This window comes from Laedolimicola sp. (assembly GCF_051972735.1).
Taxonomy (GTDB): domain Bacteria; phylum Bacillota; class Clostridia; order Lachnospirales; family Lachnospiraceae; genus Laedolimicola; species Laedolimicola intestinihominis.
The window spans coordinates 36,505-58,012 of the sequence record NZ_JBOKYU010000005.1; the positions used below are offsets into that span (position 1 = coordinate 36,505).

At 47.3% G+C, this 21,508-nt stretch carries 19 protein-coding genes and 1 CRISPR repeat array; all 19 genes read right to left on the bottom strand.

Annotated elements, in window-relative coordinates:
• Positions 1-27: 27 nt before the first annotated feature.
• On the bottom strand, positions 28-2,019 hold the full coding sequence (locus ACTRC3_RS02680) for an oxidoreductase (RefSeq protein WP_440321364.1): 1,992 nt from the start codon (positions 2,017-2,019) through the stop codon (positions 28-30).
• Positions 2,016-2,729, bottom strand: coding sequence for an MBL fold metallo-hydrolase (locus tag ACTRC3_RS02685; protein ID WP_440321366.1), 714 nt, complete (start codon positions 2,727-2,729; stop codon positions 2,016-2,018). The genes ACTRC3_RS02680 and ACTRC3_RS02685 overlap by 4 nt, the downstream gene beginning before the upstream one ends.
• Before the next feature lie 10 nt (positions 2,730-2,739).
• A complete protein-coding gene (locus ACTRC3_RS02690; protein WP_440321368.1) occupies positions 2,740-3,918 on the bottom strand; it encodes a lactonase family protein in 1,179 nt (392 codons plus the stop codon).
• A gap of 40 nt (positions 3,919-3,958) precedes the next feature.
• Entirely contained in the window at positions 3,959-5,593 is a 1,635-nt protein-coding gene (locus ACTRC3_RS02695; RefSeq protein WP_440321371.1) for an ABC transporter substrate-binding protein, read from the bottom strand.
• Positions 5,594-5,616: 23 nt separating this feature from the next.
• Positions 5,617-6,576: an ABC transporter ATP-binding protein gene (locus ACTRC3_RS02700; RefSeq protein ID WP_440321373.1), complete on the bottom strand. Its 960-nt coding sequence runs from the start codon at positions 6,574-6,576 to the stop codon at positions 5,617-5,619.
• 3 nt (positions 6,577-6,579) lie between these two features.
• Positions 6,580-7,560 (bottom strand): ABC transporter ATP-binding protein, encoded by a 981-nt coding sequence (locus ACTRC3_RS02705; protein WP_440321375.1) that lies wholly within the window; start codon positions 7,558-7,560, stop codon positions 6,580-6,582.
• A 15-nt stretch (positions 7,561-7,575) separates the two neighbouring features.
• Positions 7,576-8,460, bottom strand: coding sequence for an ABC transporter permease (locus tag ACTRC3_RS02710; protein WP_440321377.1), 885 nt, complete (start codon positions 8,458-8,460; stop codon positions 7,576-7,578).
• Positions 8,457-9,443: an ABC transporter permease gene (locus ACTRC3_RS02715; protein ID WP_440321379.1), complete on the bottom strand. Its 987-nt coding sequence runs from the start codon at positions 9,441-9,443 to the stop codon at positions 8,457-8,459. The genes ACTRC3_RS02710 and ACTRC3_RS02715 overlap by 4 nt, the downstream gene beginning before the upstream one ends.
• 33 nt (positions 9,444-9,476) lie before the next feature.
• Positions 9,477-10,154: a hypothetical protein gene (locus tag ACTRC3_RS02720; protein WP_440321381.1), complete on the bottom strand. Its 678-nt coding sequence runs from the start codon at positions 10,152-10,154 to the stop codon at positions 9,477-9,479.
• Positions 10,155-10,167: 13 nt separating this feature from the next.
• A complete protein-coding gene (locus ACTRC3_RS02725) occupies positions 10,168-10,845 on the bottom strand; it encodes a nuclear transport factor 2 family protein (protein ID WP_349164468.1) in 678 nt (225 codons plus the stop codon).
• Positions 10,846-10,860: 15 nt separating this feature from the next.
• Positions 10,861-11,637, bottom strand: coding sequence for an SDR family NAD(P)-dependent oxidoreductase (locus ACTRC3_RS02730; protein ID WP_440321384.1), 777 nt, complete (start codon positions 11,635-11,637; stop codon positions 10,861-10,863).
• A gap of 222 nt (positions 11,638-11,859) precedes the next feature.
• On the bottom strand, positions 11,860-12,399 hold the full coding sequence (locus tag ACTRC3_RS02735) for a Uma2 family endonuclease (RefSeq protein ID WP_440321386.1): 540 nt from the start codon (positions 12,397-12,399) through the stop codon (positions 11,860-11,862).
• 214 nt (positions 12,400-12,613) lie between these two features.
• A CRISPR array of direct repeats spans positions 12,614-13,435; the repeat unit is 33 nt; unit sequence GATTTCAATCCACGCTCCCGCGAGGGGAGCGAC.
• 165 nt (positions 13,436-13,600) lie between these two features.
• Complete coding sequence (gene cas2 / locus ACTRC3_RS02740; RefSeq protein ID WP_158364165.1) at positions 13,601-13,891, bottom strand: CRISPR-associated endonuclease Cas2; 291 nt, start codon at positions 13,889-13,891, stop codon at positions 13,601-13,603.
• Positions 13,892-13,899: 8 nt separating this feature from the next.
• On the bottom strand, positions 13,900-14,931 hold the full coding sequence (gene cas1c / locus ACTRC3_RS02745) for a type I-C CRISPR-associated endonuclease Cas1c (RefSeq protein WP_440321431.1): 1,032 nt from the start codon (positions 14,929-14,931) through the stop codon (positions 13,900-13,902).
• Positions 14,928-15,593: a CRISPR-associated protein Cas4 gene (gene cas4, locus ACTRC3_RS02750; RefSeq protein ID WP_440321388.1), complete on the bottom strand. Its 666-nt coding sequence runs from the start codon at positions 15,591-15,593 to the stop codon at positions 14,928-14,930. The genes cas1c and cas4 overlap by 4 nt, the downstream gene beginning before the upstream one ends.
• Entirely contained in the window at positions 15,593-16,504 is a 912-nt protein-coding gene (gene cas7c, locus ACTRC3_RS02755; RefSeq protein ID WP_440321390.1) for a type I-C CRISPR-associated protein Cas7/Csd2, read from the bottom strand. The genes cas4 and cas7c overlap by 1 nt, the downstream gene beginning before the upstream one ends.
• A complete protein-coding gene (gene cas8c, locus ACTRC3_RS02760) occupies positions 16,505-18,235 on the bottom strand; it encodes a type I-C CRISPR-associated protein Cas8c/Csd1 (RefSeq protein WP_440321391.1) in 1,731 nt (576 codons plus the stop codon).
• Positions 18,232-18,894: a type I-C CRISPR-associated protein Cas5c gene (cas5c, locus tag ACTRC3_RS02765; protein ID WP_440321392.1), complete on the bottom strand. Its 663-nt coding sequence runs from the start codon at positions 18,892-18,894 to the stop codon at positions 18,232-18,234. Before cas5c ends, cas8c begins: the two co-directional genes overlap by 4 nt.
• A gap of 315 nt (positions 18,895-19,209) precedes the next feature.
• Positions 19,210-21,360, bottom strand: coding sequence for a CRISPR-associated helicase Cas3' (gene cas3 / locus ACTRC3_RS02770; protein WP_440321393.1), 2,151 nt, complete (start codon positions 21,358-21,360; stop codon positions 19,210-19,212).
• Positions 21,361-21,508 lie beyond the last annotated feature (148 nt).

The window sequence follows — 21,508 nt, forward strand, 5'->3', positions numbered from 1 at the left end:
CTACTCCGATACCGGATTGCTCCGTGCTCAGATGTGATTTGCCACCTCAAACGCATCCCAGATAGCATACATGATATTAGACACCTTTCCGGCATCTCCCAGCAGATACAGATCCGCCACGTCGAATTCCAACTCATGATAAAGCTCGTCCGCGCTGCGGTAGCCTACGGAGAGGATGATGCTGTCTGCGTCCAGCTTCTCTGCTTTTCCATCCGTCTCGTAGCTGACTGCGCCATCCTGAAAACCGGTCACCTTCGCGTTGCAGATGATATCTACGCCGTGGAAGGGAAGCAGTTCCTCCAGCATCTCCTTGTTTGCGGAGCAGATGGGGCCGTTCACCGCCATAATCTTCGGCAGGGCCTCCAGAATCGTAACCTTCTTGCCCTTCTGGGCCAGATCCAGAGCCATCTCGCAGCCTACCAGGCCGCCGCCCACGACGACTACCTTATCACCCGGATCCTTCTGGTTCATCAGTACCTGTTCCGCGCAGTATACCTTCTCATCGTCGCCCAGAGAGAACATCTTCGGGCGGGAGCCGGTAGCTACGATGACTGCGTCGCAGTCGCTCTCCAGCACCATTTCTTTTGTAACCTTTGTGTTCAGATAAACCGGAACGCGCAGGCGCTCAAGCTCATTCTCATACCATTTGACCAGCTGCTGGTCGTCCTCTTTAAAGGCTGGCGCGCCGCCCGGAAGCAGATTGCCGCCAAGTCTCTCAGACGCCTCATACAACACCGGCTCATGGCCGCGCTCTGCCAGCACTCTAGCCGCCTCGCAGCCTGCCACGCCGCCGCCCGCGATGAGCACGCGTTTTTTACGCGCCACCGGCTCGTAGGCCGTCACGCGCTCTCTGGCCGCCTGGGGGTTTACCGCGCAATTGATCATGGAGTAGGTCTGGATTCTTCCCATGCAGCCCTCCTGACAGGAGATGCAGGGACGAATCTCACAGACGTGGTTCGCACGCAGCTTCTTTACGTAATCCGGGTCTGCCAAAAGCGGTCTTCCCAGGGAAATCACGTCACAGGTACCGTCCTTTACACAGCTTTCAGCCATCTCCGGCGTATCCATGCGTCCTGCCATGAAGACCGGAACCTTTACGGTCTCTTTGACTAATTTCGCATATTTCCGGTAGGGCCCCTTCTCCATATACATAGGCGGATGGTTCCACCACCATGCGTCGTAGCATCCCACGTCCACATCCAGGGCGTCGTATCCATAGGCTTCCAAAAGCTTCGCAGTCTGAAGGCCTTCCTCCAGGTCACGGCCCTTCTCCTCGAACTCCTCGTTCGGAAGAGCGCCCTTTCTCCAGTCTTTGAACATACTCTTGGGACTGAAGCGCACCGCCACCGGGAAGTCCCAGCCACAGGTCTTCGCGATTTCCTCGCGGATCTCTTTCGCAAAGCGGAGCCGGTTCTCCAGGCTTCCTCCGTACTCGTCGGTTCTGTGATTGAAAAAGGCAATGGCGAACTGGTCGATGAGATAACCCTCATGAACCGCGTGAATCTCCACGCCGTCGAAGCCAGCACGCTTCGCGTTAAACGCGCCCTTTCCAAAGCTTTCTATAATTTTGTGAATTTCGTCCCTGGTAAGTTCCCGACAGGTCTTATCAAGCCAACGATGGGGAATGGGAGAGGGAGCTACCGGCGGGAACTCTCCCAGATTTGTAGGAATTGTCACACGCCCAAATCCACCTGACATCTGCAAAAAGATTTTCGCCCCATAGGCGTGAACACGCTCTGTCATCTCCCGGCTTGTTCTCACAAAATGCACAGGATTGTACGTACTGTTGGGACAGTTCGGCATGGACTGGGTCTCTACCTCACAGTCTGAAAAGGTTACTCCGGTGATGATAAGCCCGGTGCCTCCCTGCGCCCGTCTTGTATAATAATCAATCCCCCTCTGATTCCAGCCGCCTTCCCTGTCACCCAGACCCAATGGCCCCATAGGGGCCATTGCGAATCTGTTTTTTAATGTGAGCTTGCCAATCTGGATGGGGGTAAACAATGTCTGATATTTCATTGCTGTGCCTCCTTCTCCGCCAAATGATACAGTATCTCAAACAGCTTCCTGCTATCGCCAAAATAAACGCTTCCGTGTCCCGGCGCCACCAGATCCACCGGAGGCAGCTCCTTAAGCTTTCGGAAAGTCTCCAGATTCTTCGTTCCGTTGTAGTCGGGGCCTCCGGTCCAGCCAATTTCAGGCTGAAGCTCATCTGCCGGATTACATGCTTTCAATACAAAAATATCGCCTGCGAATAAAATTTTCTTTCCGTTTGTCTCCGCCAGAATGGAAATGGTTCCCTCTGTGTGACCCGGATGTTCCAAAACAGTCAGCTGTGTATTGCCATAATCAAAGGTCTGTCCGTCCCGGACTTTTCCGTCCGGTGTAAACGCGCGAAATTTTCTTCCAAACAGAGAACCCAGCGTCCGTTCATCTCCACTCTTCACAGCCGCTCCGTCTTCTGCGCTCATATAAACTTTTACGCCATCCTTCTGCAGCAGCCAGCCATTTCCGGCATGATCGAAATGACCATGTGTGATGAACAAATCCCGGAGCTTTTTATTGCCAAGTCCATCCTCTTTTCGCCTTGTCCGCATGATTTCATACTGCTTTTCTGAAAATCCAGCGTCAATCAATACCAGTCCCTCACCGGTATCAATGCAATAGGTACTGGAATTTGTCCCATACATAACGCCGCTTGTCTGATATACATTTTCTATAAGTCTCATAACGCTTCCTCTATATCTCTATGCTTTTCAGGCATACAGTTCTCTCAATATGCCCTGCTTCACCTTTATACCTCGGAATCCGCTTCTCATCCAACTGAAAAACGCTGATACACTCGCCCACCTTATTGCCCACATACATCCAGACTCCCTGTGTTGAAAAATCCATACTCCAGGGAAATTTTCCTTCCGTGGAGACCAGTTCCACCTGTGTCAGCAGGCCATTTTTCGGTGAGATTTCAAAGCAAGCTATCGTATCTGGCCCCCGGTTGGCCACATACAGCATTCCTCCGTCCGGATGAATCCGGATATCAGAGGGGTGGGCACATGCAAAGAAATCATCCCCCTGCATATACTCCAACTCCTGCTTTTCCGTCAGATAAGACACTATCTCCGTCAGTTCCGCCGTCTGCGCGTTATATTGATATACGGTTACATATGGTTTTACTTCTCCGACGACATACACAAATGGCAACGTCGGATGAAATACACAATTTCTCGGCCCGACGCCATGCTCTGTCGCATATTCATGAATCCGGGTAAATTTCTTTTTCTCCGCGTCATAGTGACAGGTCACAATCCTGTCACAACCACGGTCTGCCACCAGAAGCATCTGATCCGATGGATCCAACCCGATACAGTGGGGATGGGGCGCAGCCTGGAACCACTCAAAATATCTGCTCGGCTCCCCTGAGAAAAGGTGCATCGCACTGATTTCTCCCAGGCTGCCATCCTCTTGTAAATCCACGGCAATCATGCTGGATTCTTCATATACTTCCTCCAGAACATACCTGCCCTCTTCATTCTTCCTGCTTCTGATTACCATATCCTCCGAACCGTAATTGATTCCGTACAGGTATCTTCCATCGGAGGATAACACAAGATAGTTTGGAAATACACCGCATGAGGAAATATGGTTCAATTCCTGTAAGGATCCGTCCTTCTGATTGATAGCGTAGGCATAGATTCCGCCTTCTGTTTTTACCACATCCGGGCGTCTCTTTATTTCATTGACTGTATACAGATATTTCTTATCCGCTGATATTGCGATATACCCTGCTGCCACATCTTCTGCGATATGGTCGAGCAGCTCCAATTCTCCGTTTTCTTTTATCTGATACCGATGAATTCCGCCTCCGGCTCTTCCTGAATCATCCAGCCATGAGCCTGCATACAGGTAATTTTCAGCCATATTTCCTCTCCTTTATGCTGCGTTTCTTTCTATTACTTTTTTACTCAAAGTAAGCGTTTCTTACATTCCAGTATAACTGTCCGCACTTTGTCAGGTTCTTAAGTCCGGAATTTACCAGAGTATAGGTCTTCTGCTGTACCAGCGGGCAACTGTACAGACACTCATTCAGGTAATAATCCTGCAGCTCCTTGAATACTGCAGTCCTCTCGGTATCATCCATAGTCTCGCCCATCTTGGATGCCAGATCCAGCATCTTTGCGGAGGAGTCCTGCTTGTCGATAAAGCAGTTCATCGGAATGTTGGTTGCGAAATAGTCATGGGCGCTGGGCGCATTTCCGATACCGGAGCCGAAGTTACGGAGCCAGAAATCCCAGGACTCAGGCTGATCAGTAATGGTAGATGCATATGTTGCGATATCTACTTCCTTAATCTCAAGTGTAACACCGATTGCTTCCAGATATCCGCCGATCATCTGCGCTGCGTCTGTACGGGGACCGCCGCCTGCACCTACGATACAGGTTAAAGTAAGCTGACCCGGCTCATAACCTGCTTCTTTCAGAAGCTCTTTCGCCTTTTCCGGATCGTAGCTGTACGGCCAACTGTCTGTATAATCAATAGTTCCCGGAAGAGACTCGGATACCAGGCAATAAGAATTTTCGCCGGAGCCAAGGAATGCGCCCTGTGCAAGCTCTTCTTTGTTGATAGCGGTAACAACTGCCTGGCGAAGCTTCAGGTCACTTAACGCGCCGGAGCAGTTCATGCCAAACTGAAGCATGTATGCGGAAGACTCCTCCCAGCAGTCAATACCGGATGCAGCGCCTGCAAGAACACTGTCCACGTCAGTCCAGTTCGGGGATGTCACGATATCCACACCGCCATTCTGAAGTTCCATGTAAGCTACGGATGCATCGGTGATAAAACGAAGCCGAAGCTTCTGAATCTTCGGCGCACCTGCGAAATAGTTCTCATTTGCTTCCATATCCAGATAGTCGCCACCTACCCAGTCTACAATCTTATACGGGCCGGTTCCCACAGCACTTGTGGAGAAGAACTCTGCCTCATTATTCAGCTCGTTATAATACTGCTCAGAGTATATCGGAATAGTTGCACCGATGTTATATAATGCGTTCGCGTCTTTCTTTAAGAAAGGAATATGAACGGTATTGTCTGCTGTCTCAATGTTGTCAAAATCTACCATCTGATAGAAAGACTGATCACTACAAAGACGGATGGAAAATGCCACGTCTTCCGGAGTCAGCGCATATCCGTTGGAGAAGGTGACGCCATCACGCAGGGTAAAGGTAATTCCCATATCGTCGTCATCGTAAGTATATTCTGCTGCCAAAGACTCGTCTCCAATGGCCGGAAGCACGGTTCCATTTGCATCGTATTCCTGAATCAGAAGATGATTTACCACGAATGGTGCCACATAATCGTAAGCGGTGGAATAATGCATATCAATGGTGCCCGGATCACTGGGCATCGCAATCGTCAGGGTATCCTTTGACGACACGGCGTCTGTCGCGCTGTCTACCTGTAAATCAGACGCATTCGACGCGGTTGCTGCTTCTCCCTTATTTTCAGCCGTATCGGATGAACTTCCCCCACATCCGGTAAGACCCAGTGAGCAGACCATAGCTACTGTCAACAACAATGCCAAACCTTTCTTTCTCATAAAATACCTCCTTGATTTATGTTTCACATTTTATTGATTTCTTTTACAAAATGGCATTTCACCATATGCCCCGGTTTTACCTCTGTCAGAGGTGGAATTTCCTTGCGGCACTTGTCCTGCGCATATTTACATCTTGCGCAGAATCTGCAGCTCTGCGGTGGGTCAATCGGTGATGTAACCTCTCCTTCCAGCACAATCCGGTTCTGTTTCGCATCCACATCCGGAAGCGGAACTGCGGAAAGTAATGCCTTTGTATACGGATGCAGAGTAGATTCGAAAAGCTCCTCTGTCTCCGCAAATTCTACAACCTCACCCAAATACATAACCATGATTTTCGTGGAAATATATTTTACTACCATCAAATCATGGGTAATAAATACATACGTTAATTGCTTCTCCTCCTGCATGTCAAGCAGAAGGTTGATGATCTGCGCCTGAATGGACACATCCAGCGCGGATACCGGCTCGTCGCAGACAATGAAGTCCGGTTCCAGAATCATCGCTCGGCCGATGCCGATTCTCTGGCGTCTTCCGCCGTCCAACTCATGGGGATAGGTATTGACCAGCCTTCTGGCCAGGCCGACCGTATCCATCATGGCGTATACTTTTTCTTCAATCTCTATCTTGGAATATCCGCCCGCTATCTCCAGCGGCTCCGCAAGCGTCTGATATACGGTAAATCTCGGATTCAGGGACGAAAACGGATCCTGGAAGATAAACTGCATTTCTTTTCTTAACTCGCTCAGCTTCTTCTTATTGACCTTGGTAATGTCCTCTCCCTTGAAACGAATCGTACCACTTGTGCTTTCGTGCAGATGAAGAAGCGTTCTTCCCATGGTCGACTTTCCACAGCCGGACTCTCCTACCACGCCCAGGGTCTCTCCCTTGTTGATGGAAAAGGTAATGTCATCCACTGCGTGAAGGGTTCTGCCACCTACAGGGAAATATTTTTTCAGATTATTTACCTCTAAAATGGTTTCCATCTTCTACACCTGCCCTTTCTGCACTCTCAGGCATCGGACCATATGTCCGTCTCCCACGTCGATAAGCTGCGGCATTTCTTTTTTGCACTGCTCACAGGAATAGGGGCAGCGCGGCTCAAACTTACACAATGGCGGTAAATCGGATGGATCAGGCATCAAACCGTCGATCTGTTTCAGACGTTTTCCTGCGCTGTATCCAGGTAATGATTCAAATAAGCCCTTTGTATAAGGATGAAGAATATTCTTGTATACCTGCTGTACGGTTCCGATTTCCAGAATTTCTCCCGCATATACAATCGCAACCCGGTCGCACATCTGTGCCACCACGCCCAAGTCATGGGTAATCAGCATAATGGCTCCGTCATGGGTTTTCTTGATATCGTTCATCATTTCCAGAATCTGTGCCTGAATGGTCACGTCCAGTGCCGTCGTAGGCTCATCTGCCAGAAGAAGTGCAGGTGAACATGCCAGCGCCATCGCGATGACAACTCGCTGTTTCATACCGCCGGAAAACTGATGCGGATATTCTCCATAACGTTCTTTTGGAATTCCTACCATCTCCAGCATTTTTCCAGCCTGCTCAATCGCTTCTTTTTTGCTGACATGGTTATGTAACCCAATAACCTCGGCAATCTGATCTCCGACTGTATCAATCGGGTTCAGAGTCGTCATCGGATCCTGGAAAATCATAGAAATTTCTTTTCCACGGATTTTCTGCATTGCCTTGTTATTTTTCTTTAACAGGTCTTCACCCTTGTATACAATTTTACCATCTACAATTTTTCCGGGCGGAGAAGGAATCAGTCCCAGAATGGAAAGCGCAATGGTTGTCTTTCCGGCTCCTGTCTCTCCCACTAGGCCGATGGTCTCGCCCTCGCAGATATTGAAGGATACGTTATTGACTGCCTTACAGGTACCCATATCCTTCGTGATATAATGTACTGACAAGTCCTGAATCGACAGAAGTTCTTTTCTCTCACACATAATTTCTGTTCCTCCTTATCTCTTCAGTCTCGGGTCCAGTGCGTCTCTCAGACCATCGCCAAACAGGTTCATGGAAAATACCACCAACGCAATCGCGATACCCGGCTCAATACACAGATATGGATATCTGGTAATGTACTGACGTCCTGCGGAAAGCAGTCCGCCCCACTCCGGAATCGGCGGCTGAATTCCCATTCCGATAAAGCTTAAGGATGATACGCACAGAATGGAAATCGCAGTACCCATGGTAAACTGTACAATAATCGGTGACAAAATGTTCGGGAGAATATGCTTGAACATAATTCTCTTGTCGCTAGCGTCAATGGAGCGGGCTGCCTCTATGTACTCCTGTCCCATAATCGCCAGCATCGGTCCGCGGACGGTTCTCGCGAATCCTGCGATGGTTGATACCGCCACCGCAATCATCGTGTTCACGGTTCCACTTCCCAGACAGGCTGATACCAATACCGCCAGAAGCAGGTTCGGAATGGAATTCAAGACGTCCATACATCTCATGATGATATTGTCCACCCTTCCGCCGTAGAATGCTGCCAACATTCCGAGAATAACTCCCACGACGGCTGCTATCAGAGTTGCCGCAAAGCCAATCAGAAGGGAGTTCCGGCCTCCGTAAAGGATACGGGCCAGCATCGGTCTTCCCAGGTTATCGGTTCCGAACACATACTTTCCAAACGGAGCGCTGAATGCATCCGGGATGTTCTGTGTGTTATAGCCTTCCGGACATATCACATTTGCAAATACGCAAAGCAAAATCATGGCTATCATAATGATCAGTCCGAAGATTGCAGACTTGTTGTGCATCAGTCTGTTCATGGCTTCCACAAACATGCTTCTCTTTTTTATTTCTTTTCTGTCAAAAGCTGCCTGCTTTGCACTCATGATTTTGCCACACCTCCCTGCATCCGTTTTTTGATAATGCTGCTTCCGCCTTCCTGCTTCAGTCTCGCCTTGATTCTCGGGTCGATGACCGCGTAAAACAGGTCAATCAACAGGTTAATGACGCAGGTCGTGACTGCTACCAGAAGAATACATCCTCTGAGTACCGGATAATCTCTCTGGGTAACGGCTGTTATCATAAGGGAACCCAGTCCGGGCAGGGAAAAGATCTGTTCAATTACGATGGTACCTGCCATGTTGCTCACTAGGAAAATGCCGATGCAGGTAGTAATCGGTATCATGGCGTTTCCCATGATATGATGCATAATAATCTTAGATTCTTTCTGGCCCTTGGCCTGCGCTGTTCTTACAAAATCCTGTTTTACATTATCAAGCACTGCGGATCTGGTATATCTCATGATATTTGCCGCATTGTTGATACCCAGTGTCGCTATGGGAAGCACCCAGTAGATTGGTCCATAGGAACCGGATACCGGGAACCATTTTAAATTCAGGGAAAAGATAATAATCAGCATCAACGCCATCCAGAAGTTCGGAATGGAAACTCCCAGAACTCCAAAGGATCGGGCCGCAGAATCTATCCATGTTCCATGTTTCAGCGCAGAGAGTATTCCAAGAGGAATTCCGATAATTGCCGCCACTGCCAAACTCAGAAGACAGGTCTTTAATGTGGTAGGCCAACGCTGAATCAAATCTCCTGTGATGGGCTTTCCGTTTCTGTAGGATGTTCCGAAATCGCCTTTGGTCACAACATTTTTTACATATCGGACATATTGGACAACCATCGGATCATTTAACCCATTTGCCTCTCTCCACGCTTCTTTTTCCTCTATTGGCGCATCCTGTCCCAGTACGATATTGGCCGGATCTCCCGGCGTCAGTGCCTGAATCGCAAATAACAGGATGGAAACCCCTATCAATACAGGAATCATCATTATAATTCGTTTTACAATATATCGTGCCATACTACTACCCCATCTGTACGTTTTTCGAAGCGGTTATTCCTTCAGATTGATAAACTGATAACTCGGATCCGTCTCGTCCGGCCATACCTCCCAGGTGTCGTCATGGGGCGGTTCCGGCGCGGGCTTGCGGATTTCGTCTTTCTGGTATGCGTATTTTCCAAGCATCGCTCTGTCCTGCTCCGGTGTGAGAGGCGGTCTCGTGTTGGTCGGAACCATACTCTCTACCCAGCCTGCGTGATACTCGTTCTTGGTGAGACGAAGCCATGCTCCCCACAGCCGCTTCCACTCGCCATCCTCCAGTACATTGGCTCCCTGTACGCTTCCGAGAGATATGATAGCCTGCGGCTTCTCACGGAATTTGGACAATCCCTCGACGCCGATGGAACGCCATACGGCGCGGCATTTTGTGTTGGTCTTGTCCACCACGATGACCGGTGTGGTCAGCGGATGAATCAGGGAGTTGCCCTCCAGGGAATCTACTACCGCTTTGTTGCGGAAGGCCATCTCAGCCTCCACATTGACACTCGGATGTTTCAGTGCCATATACTCGTGACGCTTCTCGCCGATTCTCTGGTCGTCCCAGTAGATAGCGGATCCACCGCGGGTATTGGATACTTTCCAGCAAGAGGTGAGTCTTCCTACTTCCTGCTCCAGTACCTCGAATTCTTCATCGGTCAGGAGGTCAAAATCTTCCATTGTCAAATCAAACATCTGCCGTTCCTCCTTACCAGTTCTTGTTTACATCCAGCTCCCAGTTTTTATCCTTCTCCGCATCGTATACCGCGTAGGGCTTCGGCGGGCAGGGGATGCCAACACGGATGTTGGTGGGTGAATAGGGATTGTGATAGGTGGTGGTGTCTGACATAGGATGAAGCGGTGTATTCAACCGGTTAATCATGCTTGTGTCGTCTACCCAGCCCTTCTTGTAGTCGCATTTCATATAACGGAAATAGTGGAGCTTCCAAATCTTCCATGCGCCGTTTTCCTGTACGAAGGTTACTGCCAGCTCGCCCCAGGCCCAGATGGCCATCGGGTCGCCTTCCTCCTGGGGAATGGCGCCTGCGCCGGGCATCCACCATACGCATTTCGCGGTCTGGAGGTCGTCGGCAATCTCGATAATCGGGGTGGTCAGCTGCATATCCAGCATCTCGCCGGGCTTCGGCTCCTTTCCTACCACGTCATTTACGATAGCTCTGACTGCTTCCGGTCCGTTGAAGACGCCCTCGTCGGCGTATTCCAGGGACACATCCGCTTTATCCAGCGCGAAGAAGCTTAAAAGCCGGTCTGCCTGACGAAAGTTAAAGGCTGCTACCGCGCGTCCCATTTCGTTCTGAATCTGTCTGTATGCTTCCAGCTTCTGCATGGCGTTCAGAAGCGCTGTCTTTCTTTCTGCTGCAATCATGTTCTGTCCTCCCGCCTATCTTGCCAGTGTCAGTCCGCCGTCTACTGCGATAACCTGTCCGTTTACATAGCTGGATGCCGGTCCGAGCAGGAACAGGATAACGCTTGCTTCCTCCTCCGGACGTCCCGGTCGTCCCATGGGGTTGATGGAAATCAGATGCTGCATGAATTCGCCTTCTACTGCGCTGTGGTTTCTCGGAGTGTGAATCGGGCCTCCCGGGCATACGCAGTTCATACGAACACGTCCCTTCAGAGCATCTGCCTGATTCTTGGTATAGCCTGCGATACCGGCCTTTGCTGTCGCGTACCAGGGATCTCCGCCGCCGCCCTCGAAGATTCCGGCTACTGCCGCTACGTTTACTACGGCTGCGCCCTCATCCAGATCCAGTGCCTCAAATGCAGTGCAGAGGCGATGAATCATCGCGCATGCGATTCCGACTACCTGCTCATAATTCCACTGGGTGTTCAGCATCTTCGGGCCTGCTACGTTGGCCAGATACTTCGGCTTGCAGAACTCCAGGGTCTCTTTCATAGCTCTGTCTACTGCCTCGTCAGAGGACAGGTCTGCCTGAATCGGTTTGATGTTGCAGCCGAATTCGCCTGCACGCTCGATAGTCTCCTGTACGCCCTCTACGAACATATCCCAGGCTGCTACCTTCAATCCGTGCTGTGCTGCCAGAATCGCGGTTGCAGCTCCGATTCCGCTTGCCGCTCCTGTCACGATGATGCCGGTACCCGGTTTGTCGGTCCATCCCTCGAAGATAATGTTCGGTTCTCTGTAATTACTTGCCATAGTTTTATGTTCCTCCTCACGTTTGTGTTATTTACTTTGATGATTAGATTATAGGACATTGTATTCGTTTTTGTACATTTTGCCATTATAAGCACTTTTTCAACAAAAAGGCCATGGTCGAAACGTCTATTTTGTTCGACCATGGCTTTTTTTGCATTCATTTGCGCACAAATGTGCCTTTTGGGACTTAGTTGCTAATTTTTTAACAAAGCGGCGAGAAAATTACTTTATCGTAATCTCAAGTTCTTCGTATATCCCTGCCTTTACCGACTCGCCGAATTTGTATATTACCGGGAAGCCTTCTTCCTCACACTTATAAACTACGGTCACCTCGCGCATCGGATCCACAATCCAGTATTCCCGGACACCCTGCTCCATATAAATCGCAGTCTTTTTCAGGTAATCCCGCTTCTTACTAGAGGGCGATACAATCTCTATCACCCAGTCTGGAGCGCCATGACAGCCTTTTTCGTCCAGCTTGTCCAGATCGCATACTACCACAATATCCGGTTCCAGATAATCGTCCTCTCCTTTTTCATTTTTCAGGAATACGCCAAAGGGAGCCGCATATACCTCACATGTCCCCTTCTTACTTCTGATATAGAGGCTTATTTCCGTCAATAGATAAGTAGAAAGCCACTGATGTCTTCTTCCAGGCGGTGACATCATATACATCTGCCCGTCTATCAGTTCTGCCCTTTCTCCTTCCGGCAACGCATAAATATCTTCGATCGTATAGTGTTCCTTTTCCATAAGCGGCATAATCATATACCTCCTCATCTCTCCTTCCTTTATTATATTTGATTCTTTTGCCAAAGTAAAGGCATCGCTATCTTTTGTGGGCTCACAATCTCTGGAATATTTGGAGTGATTCACTCCCTGAACTTTTTCAGATAATGATGATAAATTCAGACTAGCATAATTTTACATCGCCGTCAAATATTTTTGTTCGACAAATATAATGTGGCATATTGCAAATTCCAATCCACGCTCCCGCGAGGGGAGCGACTAGTCAAACATGTGCTGATTGCATTTTCTACAACATTTCAATCCACGCTCCCGCGAGGGGAGCGACGAACGGGGAGATCCTGACGCTCTCATGTACTGATATTTCAATCCACGCTCCCGCGAGGGGAGCGACGCTCCGTCTGCGCTTCCACCGTATAGGCCAGAGATTTCAATCCACGCTCCCGCGAGGGGAGCGACTGAGATACGGGTATATGGTCTCCAGCGGATATCGATTTCAATCCACGCTCCCGCGAGGGGAGCGACAGTCAGAAGTATGCGGAGACGCTTGGCAAGCTGGATTTCAATCCACGCTCCCGCGAGGGGAGCGACGCCGTAGCGGTCAAGGTCAGATTTCTTGATGGTGATTTCAATCCACGCTCCCGCGAGGGGAGCGACCATTGTATCATTCTGGAATAAAAATATCAAGGAGATTTCAATCCACGCTCCCGCGAGGGGAGCGACCAGGCCCTGGAACTGAAAGAACTACACTTATGGATTTCAATCCACGCTCCCGCGAGGGGAGCGACTACGCCGGGCGCGGGTAAGTCCCTACATGTCGCATTTCAATCCACGCTCCCGCGAGGGGAGCGACAGATGGGCGCAAGCTGGAATGGAACCCGTTTACTATTTCAATCCACGCTCCCGCGAGGGGAGCGACAAGGACAGCGTAGTTGCATTGCAGGAAAAAGTTGAATTTCAATCCACGCTCCCGCGAGGGGAGCGACAGATGATGTAAACAATACACCGTTGCCGATTATATTTCAATCCACGCTCCCGCGAGGGGAGCGACAGCAATTTTTACCCAAAATCTTATCTGATTCTCGGCAAAAATTGTTTAAAACTTTTAAAATCATTAAACATTTCGATTTTACAGAACATATTTAAACATTCCATGACTTATTTTCAGGTGCGAATCCCTCCGTCCATTTATGTGTCATTGGCTTTCGCACCGAACTTATAAAATAAGCGTCTGATCTGCGGCAATCCCTCTGTCTACTCCAATATGTTCTATCTTCGTTTGATATTTGTTTCCTAAATAATAAATACGAAGACTATCCTTCTCTGGATCAATAATATCCGCAAGGATTGCTTTCAAGGTAATACTCTGTGCATTATCTAGGAGGCACTCAAATACCGAATTTTGCACTCTTCTGCCATAATTGACACACTGCTTTGCGACTTTCCGCAGCCTTGTCTTTCCGGCCGCATTTTCGGTATTCACATCATACGTAATTAATACTAACATTCCACACCTCATTTCCACAGGAAAACCGGATAGCCATCCAAATCGCCACGCAAAAAACGTGCCAGCAACATTGCCTGAACATAAGGAACCATTCCCCACTCCACCTTTTCCTGTAAAAACGGATGCGTTATGAACTCCTTTTTTCTGTTCTGCCATTCCGTCAATATCAGTCTGCGTCCATTGTCATCAAGAAGTACCGCACCGTTTTCCTTCTGTGTAAAATTTTTGCCTGTAATCATTTTCTTATTCACTAACGACAACACAAACCGATCTGCCAGAACTGCCCTGAGTTCTTCCATCATATCTAGTGCTAACGAAACTCTGCCGGGCCGTTCTGTATGAAGGTAACCGACACAGGGATCCAGCCCTACACTTTCCAGTGCAGACGTCTCCATATTGGTCAGCAATGTATAAACAAATGACAGCATTGCATTCATCTTGTCCATAGGCGGTCTTCTATTCCTGCCCTGAAACATAAAATCCTTTTTCTGCTGCAAGATCAGTTCGTCAAATACTCCAAAGTAAATACTGGCCGCTTCTCCTTCATATCCTCTGAGTTCGTCCTTTGATGTACTGCTCCGAACCATCGCAATAGAATTTTTTAACATTTCAGACGCCCTTTTTACACGCTCCGCATCTATCTGCATAGCGTGATCCCGAATAGCCCGCTCCAGAATCCAGCGCGCATTATGTACCTTTCCCAGAATGCAACTCTTGGCAATCTCCAGCGCGATTGTATCATCGTTACTGCTCTCGTACTGCTGCTTGCGCAGAATTACATTTCCCCGTGTTTTTCCTGTAACGCGCGCCAGAAATTTCCCCTGAGGAGTCATATAGCACAGGGAAATATTTTTTTCTGCGCAGGCGCCCATAAGCGCCGGACTGGTTCCCCGATAACCAAAAGATACAATTCCTTCCAGATTATGCAATGGGACTCTTCCCAGTTCGCTTTCCTTCTCATAAATAACAATATTCTCACCGTCCAATGACAGATAACTGTTTTCGGAAGTAACATATAACGTATTCAATAATTTTTTCATACGTCTTCCTCCATAAGCGCCTGGGCCAGATACATTTTCACAGAACCGTTTTTTCCAAGTTTGGGAAGGCAGACATCTTTCAACGAGCATGCTGTACATTTCTTGCCCGGTTTTACCTTCGGCGTATACTGTCGTTTATAATATTGATGCATCTCCTGAAACATTTCTTTTACTTCATTGCGGAGCTCTTCCGTTATTTCCACAGGTTCACGCCGTCTTGTCTCCCCGTAGAACAAAGCCCCCTCTGAAATATGCGTGGAAAGCATTTCCTCCAGGCACATTGCCTGTGCGGTCAGCTGCAATCTGTCTTCTTCCGTAATTTTAGGCTTTCCCTTTTTGTATTCTATCGGATAAACAGAAAAATTGCCTCGATGTCCATACAGGCGAATTCCCTCCTCACATCGGTGAAACTCTACTACATCGCATTCACCAGTGACGCCCATTTTTCTGGACGCCACCGGCATAGCCCGCGTAATGATAATATCTTTTCGTTTTTCTGTAAGATAGGGATCGTGTACTTTTTTATGCATCAATTCACCAATGACTGTGTGTTCATTCTCTGCCCACTGCTGTTCTATGTGAATCAACGCCCACTGCCTTTTACAGAACCTGAAATGCTGAATTCCGGATATCATAAGATAATCGTCTTCTGCGTATTCCATCAATTCATCCTTCTTACTTCTATAGAATCAGGAATCTGTTCTTTGTGAACCGTTACGATATAATCCTGATATTTTCTGGGGTATTCCACATCTTCCTTTCTCTTTACTTCTACCGCGTCAAATAGTTTGTACGCCGGACAATCTCCCAATTCCTTGCTGTGCTTAAAGACAATCAGATCCCGTACTGCCATATTTCCCCTTGCAGCAGAATGATCTATTTCAAACATGTTGAGAATTGCTTCCCACAACAGTTCCAGATCGTCTTCCGAAAAGCCGGTTACTTTTCGCGCCAGATTTGCGGAAATATATCCCTCCGCACGATAAAGTCCATAAGGAACAATCGTCTTTCTGCCCATTTCTGTATTTTTGTTTTCCGCATCTTTTTCAGTAGTGATAGCAACTCTTGTAATTGTCACCTCCTGACCGATAATCGGATCAACGCTGCGGGCGAAGCCAATCTGAACAGGTCCCCTTACCTGACCACAGTTTAAAGAGGCTTTGACAAAAGTAGTCATTACAGCTCCAAAAGTACGAATGTCATAGAAATTCCGGCACATATAATCCTTCAGCTTAAGATCTGCATCCGGATCATCTTTCTTTAATTTCTTCAATTCTTCCGTTACCTTTTTTTCCTCTGTTTCCCGGATTCCCAGATCTGCGCAGGCCTCCCTGTCACTACGGTTCAAAGGTACAGACTCTTTGATGTAAATTTTATATCCCTGCGCATCCTCTTTTACTGTTTCCACATAATTACGAATCTTGCGCTTCAGGCAAACATCTGTTACCAATCCCAGTCCACTCTCCGGATCGATTCTGGGCATATTACCTGCGTCGGGGTCGCCATTTGGATTTCCATTTTCCACGTCAAATAATATCACGAACTCGTATCTGTTTTTAATCGCTTCACTCATTTATTTTTCCTCCCCTTTTTCATATCTTTTCTGCTGCTGATGATAGTAACCCAGCGTAAATTGTCCCTGCTGCTCCAATGATAACCGTTTTGGAAATTCCTCCAGTCTCCCCATGATATCTGTCAGCTGTTTTTCATAATAAATTTTTGCGCCCCCTTTATCTCTTTCCAGCTTCTTGATATGACTGTTTTTCAGTTTGATCAACACCGGGAATACGCTTGCAGGTGTTGCACAGGCGGAATTAAAATACCGATCCCGGATTGTCGTTGTGATTGATGGATTTGCTTCTTTCTGTATTGCTTCCAGCAGAGAAAATAATCTTCCTAGTACGTAAGCTGTATCCGTACATTCTTCCTTTAGTCCCATAAATCCTTCTCCTTTCTTCCACCCATAGTTGCGATTCAGATATGCTTTGATAATAGCGGCTCTCCCCCATGTAATTTTACCGTTCTCTGCCCGTATGCGAATCAAAGTATCTGTATAAAGACTTGCCGGATATCTGCTTCCTGACAGAATCGCCTGCAATACAAGCGACGACATATTCGAAATGGGTGTTTTATCTTTCGACTTCTGGCTCACGGTCTCATTCAGCATATCGCGAATTCCCAAATAATCCTGCTCTGCCCAAGCCGGTTTTACAATACTGAGCCGCTCGTAATGTTCCGCAATATTCTGCAATATCTTCCCAAATGAATTCATGTAGAAAAATCGTACCGATAAACGAGCCGCATTGGGCGCCAACGCCAGGATATAAAATTTCTGTTCCGGATCCATCTCTGCGTTTTCCAGATATACCTTCGTATCTTCTTTTAAACTATCAAAAATATCCTTTAATTTTTTTTGATTATCCTTGGTCGGTCTCAGGATATCAAAAAAGCACTTCTGATATTCTTCTTTTCCGCTTTCTGCCCAGTACACCACCATGGCGTCGCCCAGAGAAAAGGTATAATCTCTCTGTGTCAAAAGATAATTTAATGCTGTCGTATAGGCAAATTCCGCATATTTCCCCACCGGCGCATTGTAGCTCTGTTCTTTTCCATAAGACTCAAATGCCGGGGCATTAAAAGATACCAATGCCGCTCCGCTGGACTGCGCGCCCGGAACCCCTTTGATCACTTTATGGATTCGGGAAATCTCAGTTTTCCTACCTGTAACAAGGCAAAGACCCTTACGTTCACCATCGTCTTGCTCCCGGTACTGTTTCCAACACGTCCGGATTTCCTCGTCCTCCTGCGCCTCCTGCCCTTCTACGCTGAAAATCAGGTTTCCGCCTTCTGTTAATTTCTCCCAGTTTTCTCGAATAACCGGATGCTGTTCTGCTTTTTGCGGATCCCACTTCTCAAAATAGGCCAAAATCGCGCGGGCTATTTCTCCCTGCGCGTTTTTCAACACGCTCCGGTGCTTTTCTCTTGTGGCCTGAAAGCAATCAATAACACGCTGATTTGTTCCCTGCACATCAATTCCCAGCATATACTTGGAATTATCACACAGGAAATTAGCTGACACACCAGAAGAGCGCGTCACCATTTCCGGGACAATCAGAGATGCTGGTGCCCAGACGGTCTTTTTACCGCGCATTTCTTCTATCTTCCGCGAAGTAACGCCCAGAACGTCTCCATTTTTTGACAAATCAAGTTCGTATGACACTTTGGCCTGACACCAGCCCAGCCCGGATACTTTTCCCTGTCTTTCCAGATTCTCATATTGTTTTACCAATGCCTGCAAGATCATCGTAACACCTCGCATTCTCTTAAATCTATCACGCCGTGACGCATAACCGCATGGAAAAACATAGGCTGAATATTTTCCGGGTCGCTGTAATCCATATCGTATAACATAAGTCCCAAATCTTTTTCCGGCACTTCATCATAAGCGGTATGGATCTCTTCTTCCTCGCAGAGAGCGAAATTTGCCGGAAATTCTCTGCATCCGAGGCACGGCATATAGAAGCACTCTCCCCTTCGCAATCGCCGCATAATGATATCCTTAAATTTACCCGGATTATCCGACGCATTTGCCTTGTCTGTCATTTCAAAATGCGCCTCTATCACATAGGAAACATTACACAACACCAGCGCTGCCCTCTGGACAATATCCTCCCTAGTGCTGATATACAACGGCTTGTCCGCGCCATTGTACGCCTGCAGCACATTACTTGCCAGAATTTTACTTTTTACTTCGTTCCGCCGTACACTTGTAAAACAAATGGGATTTTTCACATAGATTTTATCGATGACCCATCTCATACCTGGATGCCAATATACGGCGTCCAGGATGCCGCGGGCCGCCGAGGGGGTAATAACGTCATAGCTGTAGCGTTCTGTCTTAAGCTCCGGTCTTGAAAACAATGCGTAATCACCCCATACATGCACCTTTACTCCAATTCCCATTTTATTTTCACCTTCTTTCATCGTCAAACTATTACTCTCATCTACAGTATCTGCGAGATAACGTTATATTTCATTCTGCATTTATCTGATAATTAGACTGTATCACATTTATTTTAGAATTGCAATAGTAAATTATTTTTTGCAACATAAATTATAATTGAAATCATATATCGCCTTGAATAAACTACCAAACCTGTGGTACACTATACACGTCAGGGAATCCCTGTGGATTGAAATAATTATAATTTTTGTTGTGTTCAAAGAGCGGCGGTACACTTTTTTTATGGTGTACCGCCGTTTCCATTCTTCCTTTATTCAGATCAGTATCATTCCGCCCATTTCCACGTCCAGTTTCATTCCTGTATTTTCCAGATACTGCTCTTTATCTGTAAGCTCATAAAAATCCTGTGCTCCGTCCACCACCAGACGCAGCATTCCCGCTCTGTACATTTTCTCAAACAACATTTCTTTCCGACCGTCTCCCCGATAGACATTTACGCAATATTTTCCGGCCTTTCTCATTAATCCTTTGGTCAGTCCCTTTTGCCGAATTTCCTGCAAAAGCTTCTCTGCCTCCGGTTCTCTGTTTACATATACGGTAACTGAATTTTCTTCAATCAGATTAAATTCCCTGGCGACTGTTGCAAAATGGTAATCTCTGTCTTTGAATTTATCTAAAATATCTTTTTTATCCAGGCTCCCGCCCCTGATGTGATAAAGTCTGCGGAAATATTCCGTAATATGCTCCAGGGTTGTAATATCTTTTCCCTCTGCCAACAGACTTTTTGTCGTATCGATCTGCTGCTGTTGTCCCGGTATGTGTTCTTTGTCCTCCCATTGAAACATATGAACCACACTCTCTTTTTTATCTCTGTTCCCATTTCGATTGCAGCGTCCTGCTGCCTGAATCATGGAATCCACACCTGCAAGTTCCCGATATACAGACTTAAAATCCAAATCTACTCCCGCCTCTACCAGACTTGTAGAAATAACGATACATTTTTTATCCTTCTCCTTTATCCTGCTGCGGATTTCATTCAGGACCCTCCTTCTGTGTAACGGATACATGCTGGTCGATAAATGATAGATCCCCTCTCCCCGCAGCTCTTCATAAAGTCTCTGCGCTCTTTTCCGTGTATTAACAATACACAGTGCCTGTCCCTCCTGACACAGACTTTCTATCATATTCTCTTCCGTTACCGTTCCCATATTCTGATAAGTAACTCTTTCAAAAAATTGAAACTGTTCCTCTCTTCTTGGACATAATTCTCTGACCGTCTGTTTTCCATGAAAAAGCGGAAGCAACGCCGGCTGTGTCGCCGTACACAATACAATGCTGGCTCCATATCGCTGCAGCAATTCCTCCATGATTGCAATACACGGCTTTAAATAATTTGTCGGAAGCATCTGTGCCTCATCAAATATAATCACACTGTTTGCAATATTATGTAGCTTCCGGCATTTCGATGATTTATTGGCATACAGAGATTCAAAAAACTGGACGTTTGTAGTCACCACTATCGGTTTATCCCAGTTTTCCGCCGCCAGCTGCATCGGTTTAAATTCCTCTGAGCTTTCATAATCCACATTGCTGTGATTTTCCAATACATTTTCATTCCCCAGTATTTCACGAAATACCTGTGCATTCTGTTCAATAATACTTGTATAGGGAATAACATAAATGATCCGATCCATCTGATTTTTCACGGCATGCTGCAATGCAAATGCCATCGAAGAAATCGTTTTTCCTCCACCGGTAGGCACCGTAAGTTGAAATAACCCCTTACATGATTTGCCCTGCTCCAGACAATTTCTGAGGATCTCACTTCGTCTGCCGTTGATGGTTCTATCGTCCCAATCTTCAAGCCATGTCGCTATATGCTCTTTGAACCTGAATAAAAGATTTTCCATATTTTCCCCGGAATCTCTTTGAGCTGCCCCGCCGCTCATGAATTGTTCCGTATCTAGGAAATCTGCATCTACCAGACAGGAGTATAGCATACGGATAAAGGTACTCAGTGAGAAATCAAAATCCGCCACCTGTTCCGGTGCAAATGGCTCCGTAGTGATTTTCGGTATCTCTATTTCTTTTTTATATTCGCTGTAATCACAAACCTTTTTTTCAAGTCTGCCCAACAGGCTGGCGGATACTCCTTTTCTCCCGCAATCCGGAAGTCCGGCATGGTGTCCGGCGATACAATAGCTCATCAGGCTATAATATGCTCCCAATTCATTGCTTACCTGCGCCCCTGCAGTAGAGTGATCCACGCGCAGATCCGGATTCTCCTGAATTTTTCGCTGAAATTCCGATGAATACTTTCCTATATCGTGAAGTAACCCGCAGTAATATCCCCAGTCTGCTGATCCGAATTTTGCGGCAAACTTTTCAGCAAGCTTTGCTGTTCCCTGTAAATGTTCTTTTACCGATTGTTTCCTGCTCTCCGTCAGATGTGCATAATAATCCATTGAATTCCCCCATGTATGAATCGTCGTTTTTTATATTGTACCAAGCCAACGCGCCGACAGCCAGATCTAAGTTCCTAAAATAATCCTTTTAAATTCGCGCAAAAACACCCGGCGGAAGGATTCCTTCCGACCGGGTGCCACACCTGTC

Excerpts from the sequence above, each read along its gene's own strand:
- ACTRC3_RS02680 (WP_440321364.1), bottom strand. The coding sequence starts at position 2,019 with ATGAAATATCAGACATTGTTTACCCCCATCCAGATTGGCAAGCTCACA.
- ACTRC3_RS02685 (WP_440321366.1), bottom strand. The coding sequence starts at position 2,729 with ATGAGACTTATAGAAAATGTATATCAGACAAGCGGCGTTATGTATGGG.
- ACTRC3_RS02690 (WP_440321368.1), bottom strand. The coding sequence starts at position 3,918 with ATGGCTGAAAATTACCTGTATGCAGGCTCATGGCTGGATGATTCAGGA.
- ACTRC3_RS02695 (WP_440321371.1), bottom strand. The coding sequence starts at position 5,593 with ATGAGAAAGAAAGGTTTGGCATTGTTGTTGACAGTAGCTATGGTCTGC.
- ACTRC3_RS02700 (WP_440321373.1), bottom strand. The coding sequence starts at position 6,576 with ATGGAAACCATTTTAGAGGTAAATAATCTGAAAAAATATTTCCCTGTA.
- ACTRC3_RS02705 (WP_440321375.1), bottom strand. The coding sequence starts at position 7,560 with ATGTGTGAGAGAAAAGAACTTCTGTCGATTCAGGACTTGTCAGTACAT.
- ACTRC3_RS02710 (WP_440321377.1), bottom strand. The coding sequence starts at position 8,460 with ATGAGTGCAAAGCAGGCAGCTTTTGACAGAAAAGAAATAAAAAAGAGA.
- ACTRC3_RS02715 (WP_440321379.1), bottom strand. The coding sequence starts at position 9,443 with ATGGCACGATATATTGTAAAACGAATTATAATGATGATTCCTGTATTG.
- ACTRC3_RS02720 (WP_440321381.1), bottom strand. The coding sequence starts at position 10,154 with ATGTTTGATTTGACAATGGAAGATTTTGACCTCCTGACCGATGAAGAA.
- ACTRC3_RS02725 (WP_349164468.1), bottom strand. The coding sequence starts at position 10,845 with ATGATTGCAGCAGAAAGAAAGACAGCGCTTCTGAACGCCATGCAGAAG.
- ACTRC3_RS02730 (WP_440321384.1), bottom strand. The coding sequence starts at position 11,637 with ATGGCAAGTAATTACAGAGAACCGAACATTATCTTCGAGGGATGGACC.
- ACTRC3_RS02735 (WP_440321386.1), bottom strand. The coding sequence starts at position 12,399 with ATGCCGCTTATGGAAAAGGAACACTATACGATCGAAGATATTTATGCG.
- cas2 (WP_158364165.1), bottom strand. The coding sequence starts at position 13,891 with ATGTTAGTATTAATTACGTATGATGTGAATACCGAAAATGCGGCCGGA.
- cas1c (WP_440321431.1), bottom strand. The coding sequence starts at position 14,931 with ATGAAAAAATTATTGAATACGTTATATGTTACTTCCGAAAACAGTTAT.
- cas4 (WP_440321388.1), bottom strand. The coding sequence starts at position 15,593 with ATGGAATACGCAGAAGACGATTATCTTATGATATCCGGAATTCAGCAT.
- cas7c (WP_440321390.1), bottom strand. The coding sequence starts at position 16,504 with ATGAGTGAAGCGATTAAAAACAGATACGAGTTCGTGATATTATTTGAC.
- cas8c (WP_440321391.1), bottom strand. The coding sequence starts at position 18,235 with ATGATCTTGCAGGCATTGGTAAAACAATATGAGAATCTGGAAAGACAG.
- cas5c (WP_440321392.1), bottom strand. The coding sequence starts at position 18,894 with ATGGGAATTGGAGTAAAGGTGCATGTATGGGGTGATTACGCATTGTTT.
- cas3 (WP_440321393.1), bottom strand. The coding sequence starts at position 21,360 with ATGGATTATTATGCACATCTGACGGAGAGCAGGAAACAATCGGTAAAA.